This is a genomic window from Gordonia sp. NPDC062954 (assembly GCF_044543825.1).
Classification (GTDB): Bacteria; Actinomycetota; Actinomycetes; order Mycobacteriales; family Mycobacteriaceae; genus Gordonia; species Gordonia tangerina.
On record NZ_JBITWL010000045.1, the window covers coordinates 1 to 17,825 of the forward strand.

At 67.7% G+C, this 17,825-nt stretch carries 13 protein-coding genes and 3 pseudogenes; 9 read left to right on the plus strand and 7 right to left on the minus strand.

The features are described from left to right. The 3 genes and pseudogenes from ACIGKQ_RS24480 to ACIGKQ_RS24490 all read left to right on the plus strand — a co-directional run. On the plus strand, nt 1–131 hold a 131-nt coding region (locus ACIGKQ_RS24480; protein ID WP_396575119.1), incomplete at its 5' end, for an IS3 family transposase. A gap of 30 nt (nt 132–161) precedes the next feature. Continuing rightward, nucleotides 162–686 (plus strand): annotated as a pseudogene (locus ACIGKQ_RS24485) (aldehyde dehydrogenase family protein); the annotation flags it as partial. A 228-nt stretch (nt 687–914) separates the two neighbouring features. Continuing rightward, a pseudogene (locus tag ACIGKQ_RS24490) lies at nt 915–1,055 on the plus strand (ISL3 family transposase); the annotation flags it as partial. Nucleotides 1,056–1,118: 63 nt separating this feature from the next. Here ACIGKQ_RS24490 and ACIGKQ_RS24495 read toward each other — a convergent pair. After that, the gene (locus ACIGKQ_RS24495) at nt 1,119–1,817 is read right to left on the minus strand and encodes an SDR family NAD(P)-dependent oxidoreductase (protein ID WP_266063715.1); all 699 of its coding nucleotides are present in this window, start codon (nt 1,815–1,817) and stop codon (nt 1,119–1,121) included. Nucleotides 1,818–1,918: 101 nt separating this feature from the next. On the opposite strand from ACIGKQ_RS24495, the gene ACIGKQ_RS24500 reads away from it, so the two are divergent. The 4 genes from ACIGKQ_RS24500 to ACIGKQ_RS24515 all read left to right on the plus strand — a co-directional run bounded on the left by ACIGKQ_RS24500 (nt 1,919) and on the right by ACIGKQ_RS24515 (nt 5,896). Further along, entirely contained in the window at nt 1,919–2,848 is a 930-nt protein-coding gene (locus tag ACIGKQ_RS24500; RefSeq protein ID WP_266063714.1) for a helix-turn-helix transcriptional regulator, read from the plus strand. 156 nt (nt 2,849–3,004) lie between these two features. Next, entirely contained in the window at nt 3,005–4,393 is a 1,389-nt protein-coding gene (locus tag ACIGKQ_RS24505) for an IS1380 family transposase (RefSeq protein WP_396575111.1), read from the plus strand. A gap of 260 nt (nt 4,394–4,653) precedes the next feature. Then, entirely contained in the window at nt 4,654–5,052 is a 399-nt protein-coding gene (locus ACIGKQ_RS24510) for a hypothetical protein (protein WP_328716017.1), read from the plus strand. A 226-nt stretch (nt 5,053–5,278) separates the two neighbouring features. After that, a complete protein-coding gene (locus tag ACIGKQ_RS24515; protein ID WP_396575112.1) occupies nt 5,279–5,896 on the plus strand; it encodes a hypothetical protein in 618 nt (205 codons plus the stop codon). Nucleotides 5,897–5,993: 97 nt separating this feature from the next. Here ACIGKQ_RS24515 and ACIGKQ_RS24520 read toward each other — a convergent pair whose 3' ends face one another. The 5 genes from ACIGKQ_RS24520 to ACIGKQ_RS24540 all read right to left on the minus strand — a co-directional run bounded on the left by ACIGKQ_RS24520 (nt 5,994) and on the right by ACIGKQ_RS24540 (nt 14,294). After that, the gene (locus ACIGKQ_RS24520; protein WP_396575113.1) at nt 5,994–8,237 is read right to left on the minus strand and encodes an ATP-binding cassette domain-containing protein; all 2,244 of its coding nucleotides are present in this window, start codon (nt 8,235–8,237) and stop codon (nt 5,994–5,996) included. Between the two features lie 33 nt (nt 8,238–8,270). Further along, the gene (locus ACIGKQ_RS24525; protein ID WP_235723296.1) at nt 8,271–8,966 is read right to left on the minus strand and encodes a hypothetical protein; all 696 of its coding nucleotides are present in this window, start codon (nt 8,964–8,966) and stop codon (nt 8,271–8,273) included. A gap of 105 nt (nt 8,967–9,071) precedes the next feature. Further along, nucleotides 9,072–11,003, minus strand: a complete 1,932-nt coding sequence (locus tag ACIGKQ_RS24530) for an Hsp70 family protein (RefSeq protein WP_396575114.1) — start codon at nt 11,001–11,003, stop codon at nt 9,072–9,074. A 28-nt stretch (nt 11,004–11,031) separates the two neighbouring features. Then, the gene (locus ACIGKQ_RS24535) at nt 11,032–12,468 is read right to left on the minus strand and encodes a GTPase (protein ID WP_396575115.1); all 1,437 of its coding nucleotides are present in this window, start codon (nt 12,466–12,468) and stop codon (nt 11,032–11,034) included. Then, nucleotides 12,465–14,294 (minus strand): dynamin family protein, encoded by a 1,830-nt coding sequence (locus tag ACIGKQ_RS24540; RefSeq protein WP_396575116.1) that lies wholly within the window; start codon nt 14,292–14,294, stop codon nt 12,465–12,467. The genes ACIGKQ_RS24535 and ACIGKQ_RS24540 overlap by 4 nt, the downstream gene beginning before the upstream one ends. 207 nt (nt 14,295–14,501) lie before the next feature. Between ACIGKQ_RS24540 and ACIGKQ_RS24545 the strand changes: the two genes are divergently transcribed. Both ACIGKQ_RS24545 and ACIGKQ_RS24550 read left to right on the plus strand, forming a co-directional pair. Continuing rightward, nucleotides 14,502–15,821, plus strand: coding sequence for a hypothetical protein (locus ACIGKQ_RS24545; protein ID WP_396575117.1), 1,320 nt, complete (start codon nt 14,502–14,504; stop codon nt 15,819–15,821). A 99-nt stretch (nt 15,822–15,920) separates the two neighbouring features. Beyond that, complete coding sequence (locus ACIGKQ_RS24550; RefSeq protein ID WP_396575118.1) at nt 15,921–17,531, plus strand: N-acetylmuramoyl-L-alanine amidase; 1,611 nt, start codon at nt 15,921–15,923, stop codon at nt 17,529–17,531. Here the strand turns inward: ACIGKQ_RS24550 and ACIGKQ_RS24555 are convergent. Then, nucleotides 17,505–17,825 (minus strand): annotated as a pseudogene (locus ACIGKQ_RS24555) (hypothetical protein); the annotation flags it as partial. The gene ACIGKQ_RS24550 and the pseudogene ACIGKQ_RS24555 overlap by 27 nt on opposite strands.

Sequence of the window (17,825 nt, forward strand, 5' to 3'; positions counted from 1 at the left end):
ACGCGAATCTTACTGCAGGACTTGACAATTACATCCGATTCTACAATCATGACAGGAGGCACAGCTCGCTGGGGATGATCTCGCCTATCGACTTCAAGGTCACATCACTGACAAGTCAGCAATCAAGCTAACCGTGTCCACTTTTTCGGGGGAGCCCCAATCTCCGTGTAGGGGACCCGTTCAGCAGCGACGTCGCGCTGGGGCCAATTATCGACGCTCGCCAGCGCGACAGTATCCACTCCTTGGTCACCGGTTCGATCGAAGCAGGCGCGGTGCTAGCAGCCGGCGGCGCTTATGACGACCTTCTGTATCGCCCCACTGTCCTTTCCCAGACTCCACTACACGTCCCCGCGTTCGCCAACGAGGTGTTCGGCCCAGTCGCCCCTGTAGCTTCGTTCGGCACCGTCGAAGACGCGATCGCGATTGCCAACAATTCCGAATACGGTCTTGCGCTTAGCATCTTGACCTCTGATGCGATGAGAGGCCTAGAAGTTGCCCAGCGGATTCCCGCTGGTCTCGTACACATCAACGACCAGACGGTCGGAGACGAGGCAACGGTACCCTTCGGCGGATTAGGCGCATCGGGTAACGGTGGACGGGTAGGCGGGATTGCAGCGAACCTCGATGCGTTCACCGAAACCCAATGGGTCACCGCACAAACAACCGTCCCTGCTTATCTCATCTGATACTGCCATCCTGAACTCACTGCAGCCCCGCGATCTCGGTGCTCATGTCGGCTCTCCAGGGAAAGTTTGCCATTCCCGTCGTGCGCATGTGTGGATCGGCCCGCCGCGCAGCGCGGTCATATCCGCAAAGATCTGCGCGCGATGTTCACCACCAGGCGTTCCGAATCCAGCCACTCGGAAAATGGTCCGCGATCCGCCGCCCTCGCCACCTCGAGTGCCGGGGACGCCGAGCCGGACCCGTGGTGCCGGGGCTGCAGCGGCGTGGCGCTATCTCGCGGGACCGACATTCGGCAGCTCGCGCACGAACCGTTCGGACACCGCCCGACCACGCTGCTGGTTCGCACCCGACGCTGCAAGTGCGCCGGGTGCGCGTCGCCGCGGCCGGTGACCGTAGAGCGGTGACGACCTCCTCTGGGGTGGTGCGGATCGGCTTCACCAGGCGACCGGTCCGTGGCGGTCGATGAACCGGCCGGTCCCGGCGGAGGGGCCCTCGGTGGCGAGGGTGATGATGGCGTCGGTGCCCTCGGTGATGGTCTGGGTGCCGCGGTGGTCGTTGAAGTCGGTGGCGGTGTAGCCCGGGTCGGCGGCGTTGAACCGGATATCGGGGATCGCTTTGGCGTACTGGGTTGTGAGCATGGTGACGGCCGCCTTGGACGAGGTATAGAGCGGGCCGATGACCGCCGACTCGACCCGGTCGGGGTCATGGGTGAGGGCGAAGGAGCCCATGCCGCTGGAGACGTTGACAACGCGGGGGCGCTCGGCCCGTCGAAGCAGCGGCAGGAACGCGTGGGTGACCCGCACGACGCTGGCGACGTTCGTGTTGAACGTCTCCAGCGCGTCGGCGCCGGTGAGGTCATCGGCCGCTGCCCGGCTGCCGACGATGCCAGCGTTGTTGATGAGCGTATCGACACGTCCCTCGTGCTCCTGCAGATCTGCCGCGGCCGCCGCTACGGACACGTCGTCGGTAACGTCGATCGGGACCAGCCGGACCCCGAGCTTCTCGGCGGCCTCACGACCGCGCGTCTGGTCCCGCGCGCCGATGACGACAGTGTGCCCCAGATCGGTGAGCCGGCGTGCGGTCTCGAATCCGAGACCCTTGTTGGCGCCGGTGATGAAAATAATGTCGGTCATGCTTCGAGTGTCATCCACGGCGAGGACGGTAGCCAGGGATCGCTGGAAGGTAGGACGACACGTACCACCCTGCCGGGCCGGCGACGGCCGACAATGAAGGGGTGGATGCACAGGAAACCAGTCTCGGAGCGACGCTGCGCGCATGGCGCGACCGACTGAGCCCGGCCGCGGCGGGACTGCCAGCCCGGCACGGCCGCAGAGCTCCCGGACTGCGCCGGGAGGAGCTGGCAGAGCTCGCCGGGGTGTCGGTCGACTACGTGGTGCGGCTGGAGCAGGGACGCGCCGTCGCCCCGTCCGCGCAGATCACCGGGGCGCTGGCGCGGGCGCTGCAGCTCACCCACCCCGAACGCGACCATCTCCACCGGCTGGCCGGTCTACTCCCGCCGGGCGCGGGGATGATCGACGACCACATCCCGCCGGGCATCCATCGCGTCCTCGACCGTCTCGGCGACACCCCGGTGTCGGTCTATGCGGCAGACTGGCGGCTGATCTGGTGGAACCGCGCCTGGGCCGCGCTGCTGGGCGCCCCCCAGGGGGTACTGCCGCAAGAACGCAACCTGGTCGCCTCCCGGCTCCCCGTGCCCGGCACCCGCGGCACCGTCGCTCTCTGGCCGGTGCGCGCAGACAACCCCGACGAATCCGACCTCGCGGTCGTCGCCGACCTGCGCCAAGCATCCGCCCGGTATCCGAACGATCCGCGCCTGGCCAACCTAATCTCCCGCACCACAGCCGGCAACCCACGCTTCGCCCGACTCTGGGCTCAAGCTGAGGTCCGCGGCCACCGCGAGGACCGAAAGACGATCATCCGCCCCGACGTCGGCGAAATCACGGTTGACTGCGACGTCCTCACCGACAGCGACACCGACCTCAAGATCGTCATCTACACCGTCGTCCCCGGCAGCGACGACGAGAGCAAGCTGGCACTCGCACTGGTCGCCGGCCAACCCGACCACGCGACGACCCCGCCCGACACAACGAACGGCCGCACCGCGACATCCGAGCCACACAACCTCCACTCCCGGCCGTCGTAGCCGATCGCGAGAACCGTGTGGCAAAGCGCGTCTCTAGCCTCGATCTTTCACGTGGCTGGGTGATGGGCGGCGTGTGATACGCGAAAGTGCCTGTCTGCTGGGGGATTCTTGGCTTGTCGAAGGTCAAGGTCCGCCGAGCAGAGAGGCACTCCGCAGGTGAAGGGTAGCTGGTATCCACGGTTGGTTGTTGGACGCGGCCACGAGTCGCTGGTCTCCTCGTCGGGGGCAGTGTTGTTACGCGAGGCGGTTCGGCTCTCGGGGCTGGACGCGGTGCTCTCAGACGCGCTGGCGCCATGGCGGTCCGATCGCGCTCTGCACGATCCTGCGAAGGTCCTCGTCGATGAGGCGATGGTGCTGGCATTGGGTGGTGACTGCATGGCTGATCTGGCGGTGCTGCGCGCACAACCCGGGGTGTTCGGCACGGTGGCCTCGGATGCGACGGCATCGCGGGTGCTGTCGGCATTGGCGGCCGGCGGGGACGAGGCGCTCTCGGCGATCCGCGACGCGCGGGTGCGGGCTCGCGACCGGGTGTGGTCACAGCGCCGTCCGCTCGGTTCCAGCCTTTCGGGGCAGGTCATCGTCGATGTCGATGCCACCGTGGTGACCGCGCACTCCGAGAAAGAGTCGGCTGCACCGACCTATAAACGCACGTTCGGGTTTCATCCGATGTGTGCGTTGGTCGACCATGGCGAACACGGCACCGGAGAACCCCTGGTGCTGACGTTGCGAGCGGGACATGCCTCCGCGATGGGTGCTGCTGACCACATCGCTGTCCTCGATGCAGCGCTGGCCCAGTTACCGGCCACCGACCGTGCCCAGGTGCTGGTGCGTACCGACACCGGTGGCTGTTCGAAAGCGTTTTTGCATCACATCACCGACGCCGGGTTGCAGTACTCCATCGGATTCGGGGTCAGCGACCCGATCCGCGCTGCAATCGCCACGATCCCTGTGCAGGCGTGGCGCGCAGCACTCAACGGTGACGGCGAGGCTCGCGACGGAGCCCAGGTCGCCGAACTGACCGCCTGGATGCCCACCACGACCCGCGATCACCTCACCGGCCTTAACGTGTGGCCTGTCGGGATGCGGATTATCGCGCGCCGCGAACGCCCCCACCCCGGCGCGCAACTACGACTCACCGACGAAGACGGCTGGCATATCACCTGCTTTGCCACCAACACCCGAGGACCAGGCTGGACACTGCCAATGCTCGAGGTGCGTCACCGCCAGCGTGCCCGTGCCGAGGACCGTATCCGCAGCCTCAAAGACACCGGGATGCGTAATCTGCCTTTCCACGGTTTCGCGCACAACCAGCTGTGGCTCGAAATCGTGTCCCTGGCCGCAGAACTGATCGCTTGGACCCAAACATTGGGATTCCACGAACACAGTCCGGTACGCCGATGGGCACCCAAGAAGCTGCGCCTGCGTCTGTTCTCGGTCGCTGGACGCATCGTGCATACCGGGCGGCGACGGCGACTGCACCTCCCCCGAGACTGGCCCTACCTCGACCTCCTCGACACCGCCTGGACCACCTTGCAGACCGCCTGAGCCGTCGCTCCCACCCGAACAACCAAGGACCTCGAACAGCCGGCGACCGAACGCCGGGAATCGTCCCTGCTCACCCCACGCTGACCCGCTGACCACCACAAACGCCGGCCACGTGAAAGATCGAGGCTAGTACCCTGTCGAGCACGGGAGCTGACGGTCGCGCGGATAAGTGACGATGTCGGCGTAGTAGCGCCCGTGGGCTGCGGTGGCAGCGCTGCCCTTCGTTTAGGGGCCCAGAAGGATTCCCACGGTGCAGTGCCATGCCACACATTCTCATGCCGCGTGGCTTCCGCGATCGCCGCATGCCCGGTCGTGCCGCGTTCCTGAGCGGCCTTGAGCGCCGCGGTGTCACGGCGGGTGACCTCGGTACCGAACACCACCCGCGCCTCATCGAGACTCTGTCCCAACACCATCGCCGACTCACGCGTCATCGCCGCACCACCACCGCCGGCGGTGAACACCTCCCGCGTCGAGGCCGCCACCCATGCGGGTTGGTGTGCTCGTTGGCCTTGCCCGGACCGGCCAGATACATCACCAGACCGTTCATCCGCGCACCCGACGAGATCGCCGGCATCTACACGCCATCCCACTCGTCGACATCCGCACGCGACACTGTGTGCTCAGCGCCGGTGACGTTGTCGGTGTCGGCGGCACCGTAGGGCAGCTCGCTTCCGCGAGGCGGGTGCGTTTGGGCGTGCGCGCGCCTGCGCGCGGGGTCGGCGAGTCCAAGCGCACGCGTGGCCCATGTCGTCCGCCTGTGGCGGTCAGCGAGTGACGACAAAACGTCGGCTGGGGACAAGAGCAGGCAGAACTGGGGAACATTTAGGGCGACCGGGCACATCAGACACGTGACAGCTCGACCACATCGACCAGGAAGGCCCCACCATGCTCCCCAACGATCACGGCACCTCCAGCACCCCCGGCACCGCCACCGAGGGCGGCGTGCGCCACACCACCGATGCGCAGGGCAACGACGTCGCGGTCCACTACGACGCGGCGGGCAATGTCTCTCTCGTGGAGGTCGACACCGACGGCGACGGGCGCTACGACACTGCCGCGGTGTCCACCGCCGACGGCACCACGCTGGTCGGCCACGACGACGACGGCCGCATCGACACGATTGCGCACGTCGACCGCGACGGCGATCTCACCCGCGTCGACACCGTGGAGAACGGCCAGATCGTGGCCTCGACCCTCGACCAGGACGGAAACGGCGCACCGGACACCGTCATCGAGGACACCGACCGCGACGGTGTCGCCGACCGCATCTCCTACGACCGGGACGGTGACGGTCGCATCGACTACATCGCTGCCGACACGGACGGCGACGGACAGCTCGACACCTACGTCGCCGACAACGACGGTGACGGCCAGGCCGATTCCTACTCCGGTGGTGGCGATTCCTACGGCAGCGACTCGTACGGCAGCGACCCCTACGGCCAGGACCAGGTCCCGCACTCCGAGGACGGCAGCGGCTACGGCGCCGACGACACGGTGCTCTGACCTCCACTCATCGCACCCCTCATCGCATCGCCCCCGACCAGCCCACCCCGGCGGTCGGGGGCGTTGTCGTCTGCTCGCCACTCACCGACGACCCCACTTACCGACGACGCTGCGGCTGCAACCGCGACATCGTGTACGTCACCAGCACAGTCGCCACCAAAAGCATTGCGCTGCAGGCGAGTACCACGTTCGACCCAGTGGCATTCCAGATGGCGGCGCCTCGGGTCTGCGGGGCCAGTGGTGAGTTCGTGTTCACCTCGACCGCACCGGCTGCGGCCGCGTATCCCCAGTAGGACGGGAACAGCCAGGGCAGCTGGGCCAACACCGGTGTGCTGATACGGAACAGCCCGCCGCAGAACACCAGCTGCGCGATGATCAACACCACCAGCGGCGGCATCGTCTGTTCGGTGGAGCGCACCGTGACCGACACGGCCAGACCGACGACGGTGCTGACGCAGGCGAGTGCACTGACCGCGCACACGAGTTCCAGCGGAGCGGTACCGAACACACCGCCGGCGGGAATCCCTTTGCCCAGGAAGGTGATCGTGATCATGACCATGCACTGGGTCACCGCCACGCTGCAGAACACGACGATCTTCGCCGCAAGGTAGGCACCGGGACGCAACCCGACGGCCCGCTCTCGTTCGAAGACGTCGCGCTCACCGATGAGATCGCGGATGGTGAGCGCCGTGCCCATGAAGGTCGCGCCGACCACCAGGATCACCAGGATCTGCAGGGCTTCGCCGGCGGTCTCGGGATTCTGGTTGACCGCGAATCCCCGCGAGCCCGGGATCACCAGCGTCAGCAGGCCGAGGACCAGCGGTAGTGCCGCGAGGAACGCCAGATAGCCGGGGTCGGCGACGAGGAGTCGGAATTGTCGGCGGATGACGGTGTCACACTGCCGGAACGCCGACGCCTGTGGCGTACCGATCAGCGGCCCGGTGGGCCGTCGAACCGGGATGGCGGGCGCTCGCCGGGAGCGGTCGAGGTGGGCCCGATGGGCGAGCACCGGGTGCGCAGTCACGAAGGCGAAGACCTCGGCCCAGTCGGCGCTGCCCATCGCGGCCGGGATGTGGTCGGGGCGGCCGACGAAGGCGGTGCGGCCACCGGGCGCCAGCAGAAGCACTTGATCGCACATCGCGAGATGTGCCAGCGAGTGCGTGACGACCAGAACCACGCGCCCGGCGTCGGCGAGGCGACGCAGCGCGGCCATCACCTGGCGGTCGAGTGCCGGATCGAGACCCGAGGTCGGTTCGTCGAGGATCAGCAGGCTGGGCCCGGTCAGCAACTCCATCGCCATCGAGGCACGTTTGCGCTGGCCGCCGGACAGTCGGTCAATGCGGGTGTCGAGGTGATCGGACAGCTGCAGTTCGGCGAGAACCCCGGCGACGACACGGTCGCGATCGGCGGAGGTCAGATCCGGCGGCAGCCGCAGTTCGGCGGCGTAGCCGAGCGCCTCGCGCACGGTGAGCCGCCGGTGCAGCACATCGTTCTGCGGCACCATCCCAATCCGGGTGTGCATCGCGTCGTACTCGCCGTGCACGTCGCGGCCCTCGAAGGTCACCACGCCGGCCGACGGGGTGCTCAGGCCGGCGACCACCCGGGCCACCGTCGACTTCCCCGCCCCGGATGGTCCGATCACCGCCGTCAATGTGCCGGGGCGGGCGGTGAATTCGACGTCACGCAGCAACGTGGTGCCACTATCGAGGGTGAGTCCGACGCCACGCACGTGCAGGCCGTCGGAGGCTCCTGCGGGTGCGCCATCACGGGCGAGGACATCGCCGTTCACCATGAGGTCGGTGTTGCCGATCGTGATCACCGATCCGTCGAGAAGCGCGGCCCGGTCGACTCGGTGACCGTCGACATAGGTGCCGTTGCTGCTGGCGAGGTCTTCGATGATCAGCTCCTCGTTGACCTGTCGGACGACCCGGGCGTGATGACGGGATGCCGGCATGTCCTCGACCACCACATCGTTGTCCGGGGTGCGTCCGATCGTGGTGATGCCGCGCACCGTGATCCCGCGCTCGGACCACCGGTCGGGTTGATCGACGACCAGGTCGATCACCAGCGACGGACCGTCGTCGGGGTCGGAGAGACGCACCACGGTCGGCGCGGCGACCATGACCTCGGTGACCGCGATGCCGGCCACGAAGGCCGGCATCGCGGGATCCTGCGCGGATACCCACCATCGGTTGGTCCGCCACTCGATCTGCACGTGGCGGGCGGCGATCAGCGGGTGATCGACGACGATGTCGTTGCCGACCGCGGACCCGACGCTCACCTGCGGATGCTCGCCGAGCTCGTGGACGGTCGCGCCCACCGTCACGGTGCCGCGGATCATCGTGGCCATCATCTCGGTGACCCGCAGGCCCGGTCAGAACGCGTCGTGTGCGTCGAGAGTGGTGTCGGCGTACGGTTCGTAGGCGTCTGCGGGATCAGTGTTTGCAGTGTCGGCTTCGGGGACATCGGACTCGGGGGCCGACGGCGCCGTCGACGGGGCGTTCTCGCCGTGCGGCTCACCACCGAGATAGCCGATGCGGTCGGCCTGACCGTCACCATCCGTGTCGGTGATCACGGTGTCGGGGGAGCCGTCGTTGTCGGCGTCGACGACGGTGGTGTCGAAACCGCCGTCGCGGTCGGTGTCGACGAGCTGCACGTCGAGATTGCCGTCGCCGTCCACATCGATCGCCGAGGACACGACCTGACCGTGGTCGAGGCCGTCGATCTGGATCACGTCGCCGTCGGCGGAGAGCTTTGCGATCACATCCGCGGAACCGTCGTCGTCCGAGTCGGATTCGACGATCGTCGTGCCGTCCGGACCGCCGTAGACCAGCGTGTCATAGGTGCCGTTGTGGTCGGTGTCTGCTTCGACGAGCACCACGTTGCCGGTGTCGTCGAGGTAGGAGTTGATCGCGGTGCCGTCGGCGGTGGTGCCGTGCACCACATCGACGTTGCCGTCGCGGTCGATGTCGACGGCGCTATGGGTGGTTCCCTCCGGCGCGGAACTGTCGGTGGTGCTGGTGCTGGTGGTGGCGGTGCTGCTGTTGCTGGTGGCGGTGCTGTCGGACATGGTTCTCACCCTTCGTCGCACCCCGCTCGGCGGGGCCTGTGTGCGTTGTCAAAGATCTGACGACAGCGGAGGGTGACAATGTTCCCGGAGGAGCCGAACGAGGCTTTAGTTCATCAGACCCGACCGGGTGAGGAAGGTCTTCGCGTCATCGACGCTTGCCACGCCGAACACGTCCACCAGCAACCCCGTCGAGGTGTTGGCATAGTCGATCTTGTAGCTCGACTCCGCACTCGAGCGCGGTGCGATATCCGCGGCGGACACACGATCGGAATCCTCCACCAGCTCACCCTTGCCGTCGGAGTAGATGCCGTTGCGGATGTTGACGATGGTGCTGTCGGCCTCGTTGTCGTCCACGTGGAACGAGATGAAGTAGGTCAGCGACTCGGGTTGGCCGAGTTCGGCCAACGTGCTGTCCTCGGCGATGTCGCACAGCATCTTGACGGCGTCGTTGCTGTTGAAGCCGGTCTTGCGGCAGTTGGCGACTGACGCCTGCAGCGGCCCGGGCAGCGCGGCCATCAGGGCGGTCTCGTCGGTCAGGATTCGGCCACCGTCTTTGCCGGTTTCGCCGGCGGCGCTCACCTGCCCCGTGTCTCCTGACGCGTCGGGCGTCCCGGAGGCCGACGGGACGTCGGGATTCGGGTTGTCGTCGTCGGAAGAGTTCACCAGAGCGGCAGCGCCGGCACCGATTCCCACCACGGCGATCACCCCGACGGCGATCGCGGCGATCCGTCCCCACCGTCGACCACCCGACGACGAGGGGGTCGGTGCCACCGACTTCGCGGCGTTCAGACCGGTGCCCGCACCGGGGGGAGCCGGCATCCGATCGGACGCTGACGGCACGCCGGCCGGCCGTTCGTTGGTACGCGGGGCGCCCTCGACGATGGCGGTTACCAATGCACCCTGGGCGACCACGGTTTTCGGATCGTCGAGCGTGGCGACGGGACCGAGTTCGGTGAGCCGCTGCTGAATCATCGGGATGCGCGACGACCCGCCGGTGAGATACAGCGCCGACAGCTGATCTGCGTGAGTGATTCCCGCGTCACCGAGCGCCGCACGCGTCAGCTGCATCGCCTGCCCCACGGCCGGAGCGATGAGCTCGTCGAATTCGTCGCGGGTGATCTGCAGGGTGGTGCGGCCGGTGGGGGTGGGCACGGTGATGGTGGCCGACGGCGCCTCCGACAACAACTCCTTGGCGTGCCGAATCGAATCCTGCAGGCTCTGCATCACATCCACGGACGCCTGCCGGCGCAGCCACGTCACGACATCCGGATCACGGTCGGCCAGGCGTTCCTCGACCCACCGCTGCACGAGGGCGTCGAGGTTCTTGCCGCCGAGCCCGTTGTCGCCGCGGGCCGCGATCACCTCGAAGGAGTTGGGCGCGGTCACCGTCAACACCGCGATATCCAGTGTGCCGCCACCGAAGTCGAAGACCGCGATCCGCGCTCCCGGTTGCATCGCGTGCGATCGCGAGTAGTGCGCCGCGGCGGCACGGGGTTCGGAGACGGTGACGATCCGCGCCGGGTGGATCCCGGCCGTGGCCGCCGCGTCCACCAGCACCCGTATCTGCTGCTGCGCCCAGGCTTCCGGATGGGTGAGCACCACCTGCGCGGGCGGCGTCCCGGCGTGCGCGGCCATTCCACGCGCGATGATCGTCCGGATCACCGCCGACACGAGGACGTAGGTCGGCATGGTCTGCCCGTTGACGGTGCAGGTCGGGTCAGCACCGATCAAACGTTTCGGAGAGGCCACGAAGCCCGACGGATTCTGTTGTGCGGCATTGATCGCCGCGTCACCGACGGCGATGTTGCCGCCGCTGCCGGCGACGTACACCGCCGACGGCATCAGGTTGCTGGTGTGCGAGAGCGCCAGCGTCTCGATGCCACCGCTGGTCGCCCCGGAGTGCGCGGCGGCGGAGTTGGAAGTGCCGAAGTCGACGGCCAGCGTCCACGCGGCCGCTGTCGGGGGCGGCGGGGTCATCGGTTGCTGGGTCATCGGTCCCGGGTGCATCGGGTGCGGATTCATCGGCGGCGGGGTCATGGGTCTCGGTTCCTCGGATGCGGCGGGCTCAGCCCGGTGGCGGAGTCGGGGTGGTCGGCACAGTAGGGGCGGTGTAGGTGCGGATCAGGGTGACGATGGCGGCATCCTCGGCCGCCGACCCGGTGGCCAACGAGCGTTGCTGGAGCATCCCCAGCCGCCGGGCCGCCTCCGCGGTCACCGCCTGCGGCGGTGCGTCATCAGGCAATCCCACACGTCCCGCCGGGGTGGTCGCGGTGAGCACGGTGCGCAGCTCGTCGGTGATCGACGCCTGCGGATCGGTTCGCAGCATGCGCTGATAGTCCTCCAGGACGGTCACCATCTGCAGCGCCGGCGCTGCGCGCAATTGCGCTGCCAGCGAACGGATCTGCTCTCGCGCCGGGTGAGTGAAGGACAGCTGATCGAGTCGCGCCAGGATGCGGTGCGCGCGATGCAGGATGGCGAAGCGCGTGGTGGACGCGTCCAGAGCCCGCATCAGCCCGCCGATGCCAGATCGGTCGGTCAGCCATGCATTCAGTGCCGCCGCACCGCCTGCGGCGATCTCGCGCCCGTTGAGTACGCCGTATTCGCCGAGCAAGCCGAGCAGCTGGATGCGCACTGTCAGCGGCAACACCTCGTCGGCGTCGTCGGCGTCGAAGGTGCGGATCAACTCGAGCGTCGGCATCCCGCGCAGCCGGCCGAGCGCTGCGGCATGGTGTTCGGTCAGCATGCCGGTGTGGCTGGTCTGGGCCATCAGCCCGGAGATCGGCACTACTGTGCTGACCGTCGCCGACAGCTGTCGTGCCATCCGCACGGCGTGCTCGGCGGCATGCCCGAGCGGGTCGCGACGGCCCAGCGCGCCCTCGCCGAAGGAGTCGGCCCGCGAGAGCACGCCGAGCATGTTCAGCGGCGTGAACGGCAACTGGGAGAGGAACTCGATCTCGTCGATCCGGGGTGCCGCGTCGAAGAGGAAGACCGCAGCGTCGGCGTCGATCGATGCGCTGCGGGTCTGTTCGAACCCGTCGATGGTGGCGCGTCGGGTGGCGGTGTCGTTGGCCACCGTCAGCGTCGACAGGCCGGGAGTGTCGATGAGAGTCAATCGACGCAGCGCCGCCGACGGCAACCACCGGTCCACGTAGGCGATGTCGGGGGTGGCCAGCGGCAGCGGGACCTGCTGATGCGGACCAACCGTCACCGGATGGCGTCGCCCGTCGACGCCCACAACTTCAGCACGCGACGGCGAACCGTCCTGGTAGACGGTCACGGTGTTGGTGGCCTCCAACGCGGCGGTCTCGGCCACCGGCGCCCCGATCAGTGCGTTGACCAGTGTCGACTTGCCTGCTTTGAGCCGGCCGACGATCACCACCCGCGGCGGTGACCACAGGATGGTGCCGATCGAGTTGGCATGTGCGGCCAGGTCGCCGCCGAACGCGGCGAGCTGATGCAGGCCGCGATCGAGGGTGGCGTGCACCGGATCGGGATGTGTCACGCGCCGACTCCCGCCATCAGTTGTTCGGCCGCGGCGATCCGTTTGTCCACGATCTGCAGGTTCGTGGTCAGCCGGGCGGTGGATTTCTCCCGGGCCGCGGCGTCGGCCGACGCCGCCTTTTGGACCTCGTTGATGGTTTTCTGCAGCTGCTCGATGGTGGTCCGCAGGTGATCGCGGTAGCGGATGATGATCTCCGGGCGCGACTGCGCCACTGCACTTTCCAGCAGCCGGCCGGTGGCCGCCTTGGTGGTGGCGATCGTCTCGCGCAGCCAGGTGAGCAGATTGGTCTTGCCTGCCCGGATGGCCCGGTAGCTCAGATTGACGCCCACCCATACCGTGCCCACCACCACGCCGACGCCCATCAATGCGGACAGACCCAACAAACCGCCGAGTGTCGAGCCACCCACGACACCCATTGTCAGCAGGGTGGGATCGAGCAGTCCGTGGCGCTTGTTGCCGACCTGATGAGACTCGATCCGTTTGTCCTGCATGGACGTGACGATGCGCGCGCTGAGTTCCTCCCAGACACTCGGGTCGTCGGCAAACCGGGGGGCGATGATCTCATCGTGCAGGCGGGCCAGGAAGGTCGACAGTGTCTGTGCCATCGCCTGTTGCAGGTCGGCCTGCATGTCCGCGGTGAACTTCTGCTCGCTGCGCCGCAGCACGGCCATGCCATGGGTGTTGACGTATGTCGTCCACTTGTCGCGGATCTCGTCGAGGCGGCGCTCGAGGTCGTCGATGGCCGACTGTCGCAGCAACGTCAGGTCCCGCGCCAGGTACTGCTCCCACTGCCGCGACTGCTCCTGCAGTTCGGCAAGGCGGTTCAGGTCGGCGGTCAGGTCGGGCAACGCATCCGCGCCCGCCGCCACTGCGTCGAGTTCGCGGCGCACCCTGCTCCGGACCGACCGCAGTCCTTCCAGGCAGGTGCGCACTGCATCGAGGTGTGGGAGTTCGGCGGCGGCATCGAGCCGTCGGCCGATCTCGGTGCGCAGCGTGGTGATCCCGCTGTCCTCTTCGAGGCGATCTCGGACGGTGGGGTCGTCGATGTCGGCAGCGATCACCGCGAGCAGGCTCGACACCCCCAGCACGGTCACCGGCCGTCCCAGCTCGGTGGCCAGGATCTGTTCGTTCTCGGCGACGATCTCGCGCCAGCGACGCAGGTTCTTGTCGGTCTTGGTGACCACCACGATCACCGAGTCCACGGTGGCCGTCGCTTCCCGGACGAACGCCATCTCCGGGGCGGTCAGCGGCGACGACGCATCACACACCAACACGAGCACGCACGCCTGTTCGGCCGACTGGGCGGCCAGCCGCGCCAACCTCGGGTCGAGCCCCCCGACCCCCGGGGTGTCGACGAGGGTCATGTCGGCCATCCGGGCATCCCGCACCGCCAGTGCGGCGGCGGTCGGCAGCTCGTCGACGCGCGGGTCACACACATGCGTCCCCGTGGTGGTCACCCACTGCGGCAACTCCGCGACATCGATCCGCCGCGACCCGGTCGGGAAGAACAGCTCGGCCACACGCGCCTGTTCGAGGCCGGCTTCGGGGGTGACGCCGACCGCCACCGAGGACGTCACATCGACCCCGACCGGACAGAGATCTCGTTGTCCGACAAGTGCGTTGACGAGCGAACTCTTGCCGCGCTGCACCTCGCCCACCACCACCACGGTGCGCGTCTGCACACCGCGATCGAGCTTGGCCAACGCGACGTCGGCGAGCCCATCGAGCTGATAGGCGCGCAGCACTTTGACCGCACCGTCGACCACCGCGGACACCTCCGCAGGGGCGGTTCCGGAGGCCACTGCCTGCGGCGTGGACTCACCCATCGATGGCTTCCCCCGGTCATGTTCGGTCACGGAAAACAGCAGAGCACGGATATCAGCTGCCTGCCGGGGCCGTAGTCTACCGAGATGAATTCTGCGCTGGTCATTCCTTCGGTGCACTAATCTGCATCCGAAGCTCGGGGGAACATTCGTCGGTCGCCACCGCATCGAACCCACGACACAGTTGTGAGCCCGCCGCTACAGGTCGGGATGCTGCGAGAGGGGAACGACAAGATGATGTGCGCACCGACGCCAGGTGGACGAGCGAGAGCAGGACGGTGGCTGGCGGCCTCCGGCGCGCTGGCCGCCGCGCTGATCGCGGTCGCCGGCTGCACCACCGACGGGACGCCGAGGAGCACACAGGTCGCGGCGGTGTCGTCGGCCGCCGAGCCCTCGGTGGATCTCGCCGCCCTGGACACCGGGGCCTACCCGACCGCGCCGCGGCCGGAGTTCGGGAAGGCGACCACCGACAACATCCTGCAGGTCGAAGGCCAGCGGATGGCGCAGTTCATCGTCGTACCGTTCGAGATCGATGCCGATCTCACGAAGAGCGGGCTGCCCACGATGGTGATCACCGGGAAGTCGAATCTGCGCCTGGTATTGTCCCCGGAGGTCGCGAACGTGCCCGCCAACGAGAAGATGCTCGGCGGTTATGTCTCGACGGCGGCGACCCCGGACGAGAGTCTGCGCGCTGGTCAGCGGCGCAGTCTCAACAACCTGGTGGTGCGGTATCTGACCGCAGGTGACGCCACCGCCGCGGCACAGCAGATGGCCGACGCGGCCGCGAAATCCGCCGGCACCCGCCCCAGCACCCTGCCAGGTCTGCCCGACACCCTGGTGGTTCGCGGCACCAGCGGCGGCAACCGGCAGATCATGGCGTTCACGCCGCATCAGACCTATGTGCTCTACCAGTGGTACGAGACGACGCCGACTCAGCAGGACCGCCTCGAACCCACGATCCGCAAGGCGTTGCAATTGCAGACACCGCTGATCGATCAGTTCCCCGCCACACCCACCAAGGCCGAGGCGGCCGCGCGGGGCGTCTCCGGCTCCAGCGCGCCACAGATCGACCAAGACCATGTCCTCATCTACGCGCTGCCCTACAGCGACGAGGAACTGAAAGACGCCAAGGTCAACGTGCCCGGCGGCAGCGTGCGGGCGGTCTACGGTCCGCGCGGGATGGCGCACACGAGTACCGATCCGGTGACCGACTACAACGTGCTCACCGAGACGGGGTCCACCGCCAACGCCGTCGAGCGCTCGACCGTGTACCGGGCCGAGACGGCCGAGGGCGGTCAGAAGATCGTCGACGCGTTCCTCGCCTCGAACCGCAATCAGGGCTGGTCCGACATCGACAGCCCGGCGGGCCTGCCGGTGGCGAACTGCCAATCGAAGACACAGTTCTTCTGGTGCATCGTGCGTGACGGTCGCTACGTGGCCTCGGTGTCGTCGAGTAGTGAGCAGGACGTGCACCAGCAGATCTCGGCGCAGTACGTGATCTTGACCAAGGCCGATCAGCAGGCGGAGTGATTCACACGAGTCACACTAGATAACAACTGCATCACGGGTTACTGAGAAGCGGCGCGCGGTGCGGATGTCCGAGGCATCCGACCACCACGATGGCGAACCATGCGCCGAGTTCGTCCCAACGCCCGCCCCAGGCCGTCGTTCGTGCTCGCGACGATCACCGCTGCGATCGTCGCGAGTCCGTTCGCCATCATCGTGACCGGGTCGGAGCCACGACCCACCGACAACCATCGAGAAGTGCCGCCGACCGCAATCGATCAGATCGGGCTCGGCGATGTGCCGTCGGCGGTGGTCGATCTCGCCGAGTCAGGGCTGTCGGCGGCCGGGCTGAAGCTGCCCGAGATCGATCCGACGGCATTCGGGTTGCGTGACCTGAGCGGCGTGCAGGGCCCGGCAGCGCCGGAGACGCCTGCCGACCCCGAGTCCGAGCCGGTCGAGCCGGCGCCGCAGCAGAATCCCGAACCGTCGGCCGAATCGGAATCCGAGCCGAAGCCGGAGGCGTCACCGGCGCCGCAGGCACCGACGTCGCCCGGTGCGAAGTCGGCCGCGCCGGAGGCACCGCCGGCACCGCCGCGGATGGCCGACGGCCGGGAGGTTGGCGTGGCGGTCAAGCACATCGTCCGCGACGACCCGCTGAAGATGGTCGCGTTCACCTGGGACCGGGCGGTCGATGCGTCGATGATGCTGCGGGCCCGCAACGACGACGGGTCGTGGGGGGACTGGCTCGATCTCGACCCGGTCGACACGGCCTACCCGGTCTCAGCGGAGCACCCGATGGGCACCGAACCGGTGTGGGTGGGTGACGCCAAGGAGGTCCAGGTGGCGGTGTCCGACGACGGGCTCGCGATCCCGGCGGCCGAACCGCAGGGCGGCGGTCTGGTCGAACTCGGCATCGGCACCGCCAGCACCGTCGTCACGGAGCTGCTCGAGACCGTGGTGCCTGCGTTGACGGCGGCGCTCATCAGCCCGGAAGGTCTGCTGTCGCTCGGGTCATCGTTGCTGACGCCTCTACTCGGCGGTCCGCAGGTGGTTGCGCGGGCACAATGGGGCGCCGACGAGTCGATGCGGTGCTCACAGCCGACGTTCTCCCCGAACGTCCGCGGCGCCGTGGTCCACCACACCGCGGGCAGCAACGCTTACACGCCGGAGCAGTCGGCGGAGATCGTCCGCGGCATCTACGCGTATCACGCACGCACGCTGAACTGGTGCGACATCGGCTACAACGTGCTGGTCGACAAGTACGGTCAGATCTTCGAGGGTGCGTTCGGTGGTCTCGACCGGAACGTGGAGGGCACGCACACCGGCGGGTTCAACAAGAACACGGTCGGGGTGTCGATGATCGGCAATCTCGACGAGGTCGCACCGACCACACCGATGATCTCGTCGGTGGCGAACTTCCTGCGCTGGCGCCTCGGGAAGGCAGGGGTGAACCCCGCGACCAACGCGCAGCTGACCGCGGAGTACTTCTCCGACAGCAAGTTCCCGGTCGGCGCCGTCACCAATCTGCCGGTGATCAGCGGCCACCGCGACTACAACAACACCAGTTGTCCCGGTGAGTTCGGTTACGCCGCACTGGGTCCGATCCGCACGATGGTGGCGGGCTCCTCGGCACCGCCAGAACCGGCACCGCAGGAGTCGGTACCGCCGGCGGAGCCCGCACCGGCACCGCCGCCCGCCGAGCCGGTGTCACCGGCGCCGCCTCCCGCCGCCTGATTCGTCGGTCGAGCCACCGATCGGGTCGTCGTCGTTCGGATCGGTTTCCCTCGCTTCCAACTCCTCTCGTCGTTGTCGGTTGCGTTCGCGTTCCTGCTGTCGGCGGGCGTGTTTGGCTGCCACCCGAGGTGTGGAGCGGGTGGGTGGTGTCGGCGGCGGTGGCGGTGTGTCGGTGCTTTTGTCGGCCGCCGGTGGTGGCGGTTTGAATCGGATACGTCGTAGTCCGGGGAACAGTTTCTCCATGCTTTCGGTATCGCCGGCGATGACGAGGCCTTCGGGGGTGATGAACTCGGT

Excerpts from the sequence above, each read along its gene's own strand:
- ACIGKQ_RS24495 (WP_266063715.1), bottom strand. The coding sequence starts at position 1,817 with ATGACCGACATTATTTTCATCACCGGCGCCAACAAGGGTCTCGGATTC.
- ACIGKQ_RS24510 (WP_328716017.1), top strand. The coding sequence starts at position 4,654 with ATGCCACACATTCTCATGCCGCGTGGCTTCCGCGATCGCCGCATGCCC.
- ACIGKQ_RS24515 (WP_396575112.1), top strand. The coding sequence starts at position 5,279 with ATGCTCCCCAACGATCACGGCACCTCCAGCACCCCCGGCACCGCCACC.
- ACIGKQ_RS24520 (WP_396575113.1), bottom strand. The coding sequence starts at position 8,237 with ATGATCCGCGGCACCGTGACGGTGGGCGCGACCGTCCACGAGCTCGGC.
- ACIGKQ_RS24525 (WP_235723296.1), bottom strand. The coding sequence starts at position 8,966 with ATGTCCGACAGCACCGCCACCAGCAACAGCAGCACCGCCACCACCAGC.
- ACIGKQ_RS24530 (WP_396575114.1), bottom strand. The coding sequence starts at position 11,003 with ATGACCCCGCCGCCGATGAATCCGCACCCGATGCACCCGGGACCGATG.
- ACIGKQ_RS24540 (WP_396575116.1), bottom strand. The coding sequence starts at position 14,294 with ATGGGTGAGTCCACGCCGCAGGCAGTGGCCTCCGGAACCGCCCCTGCG.
- ACIGKQ_RS24545 (WP_396575117.1), top strand. The coding sequence starts at position 14,502 with ATGCTGCGAGAGGGGAACGACAAGATGATGTGCGCACCGACGCCAGGT.
- ACIGKQ_RS24550 (WP_396575118.1), top strand. The coding sequence starts at position 15,921 with ATGCGCCGAGTTCGTCCCAACGCCCGCCCCAGGCCGTCGTTCGTGCTC.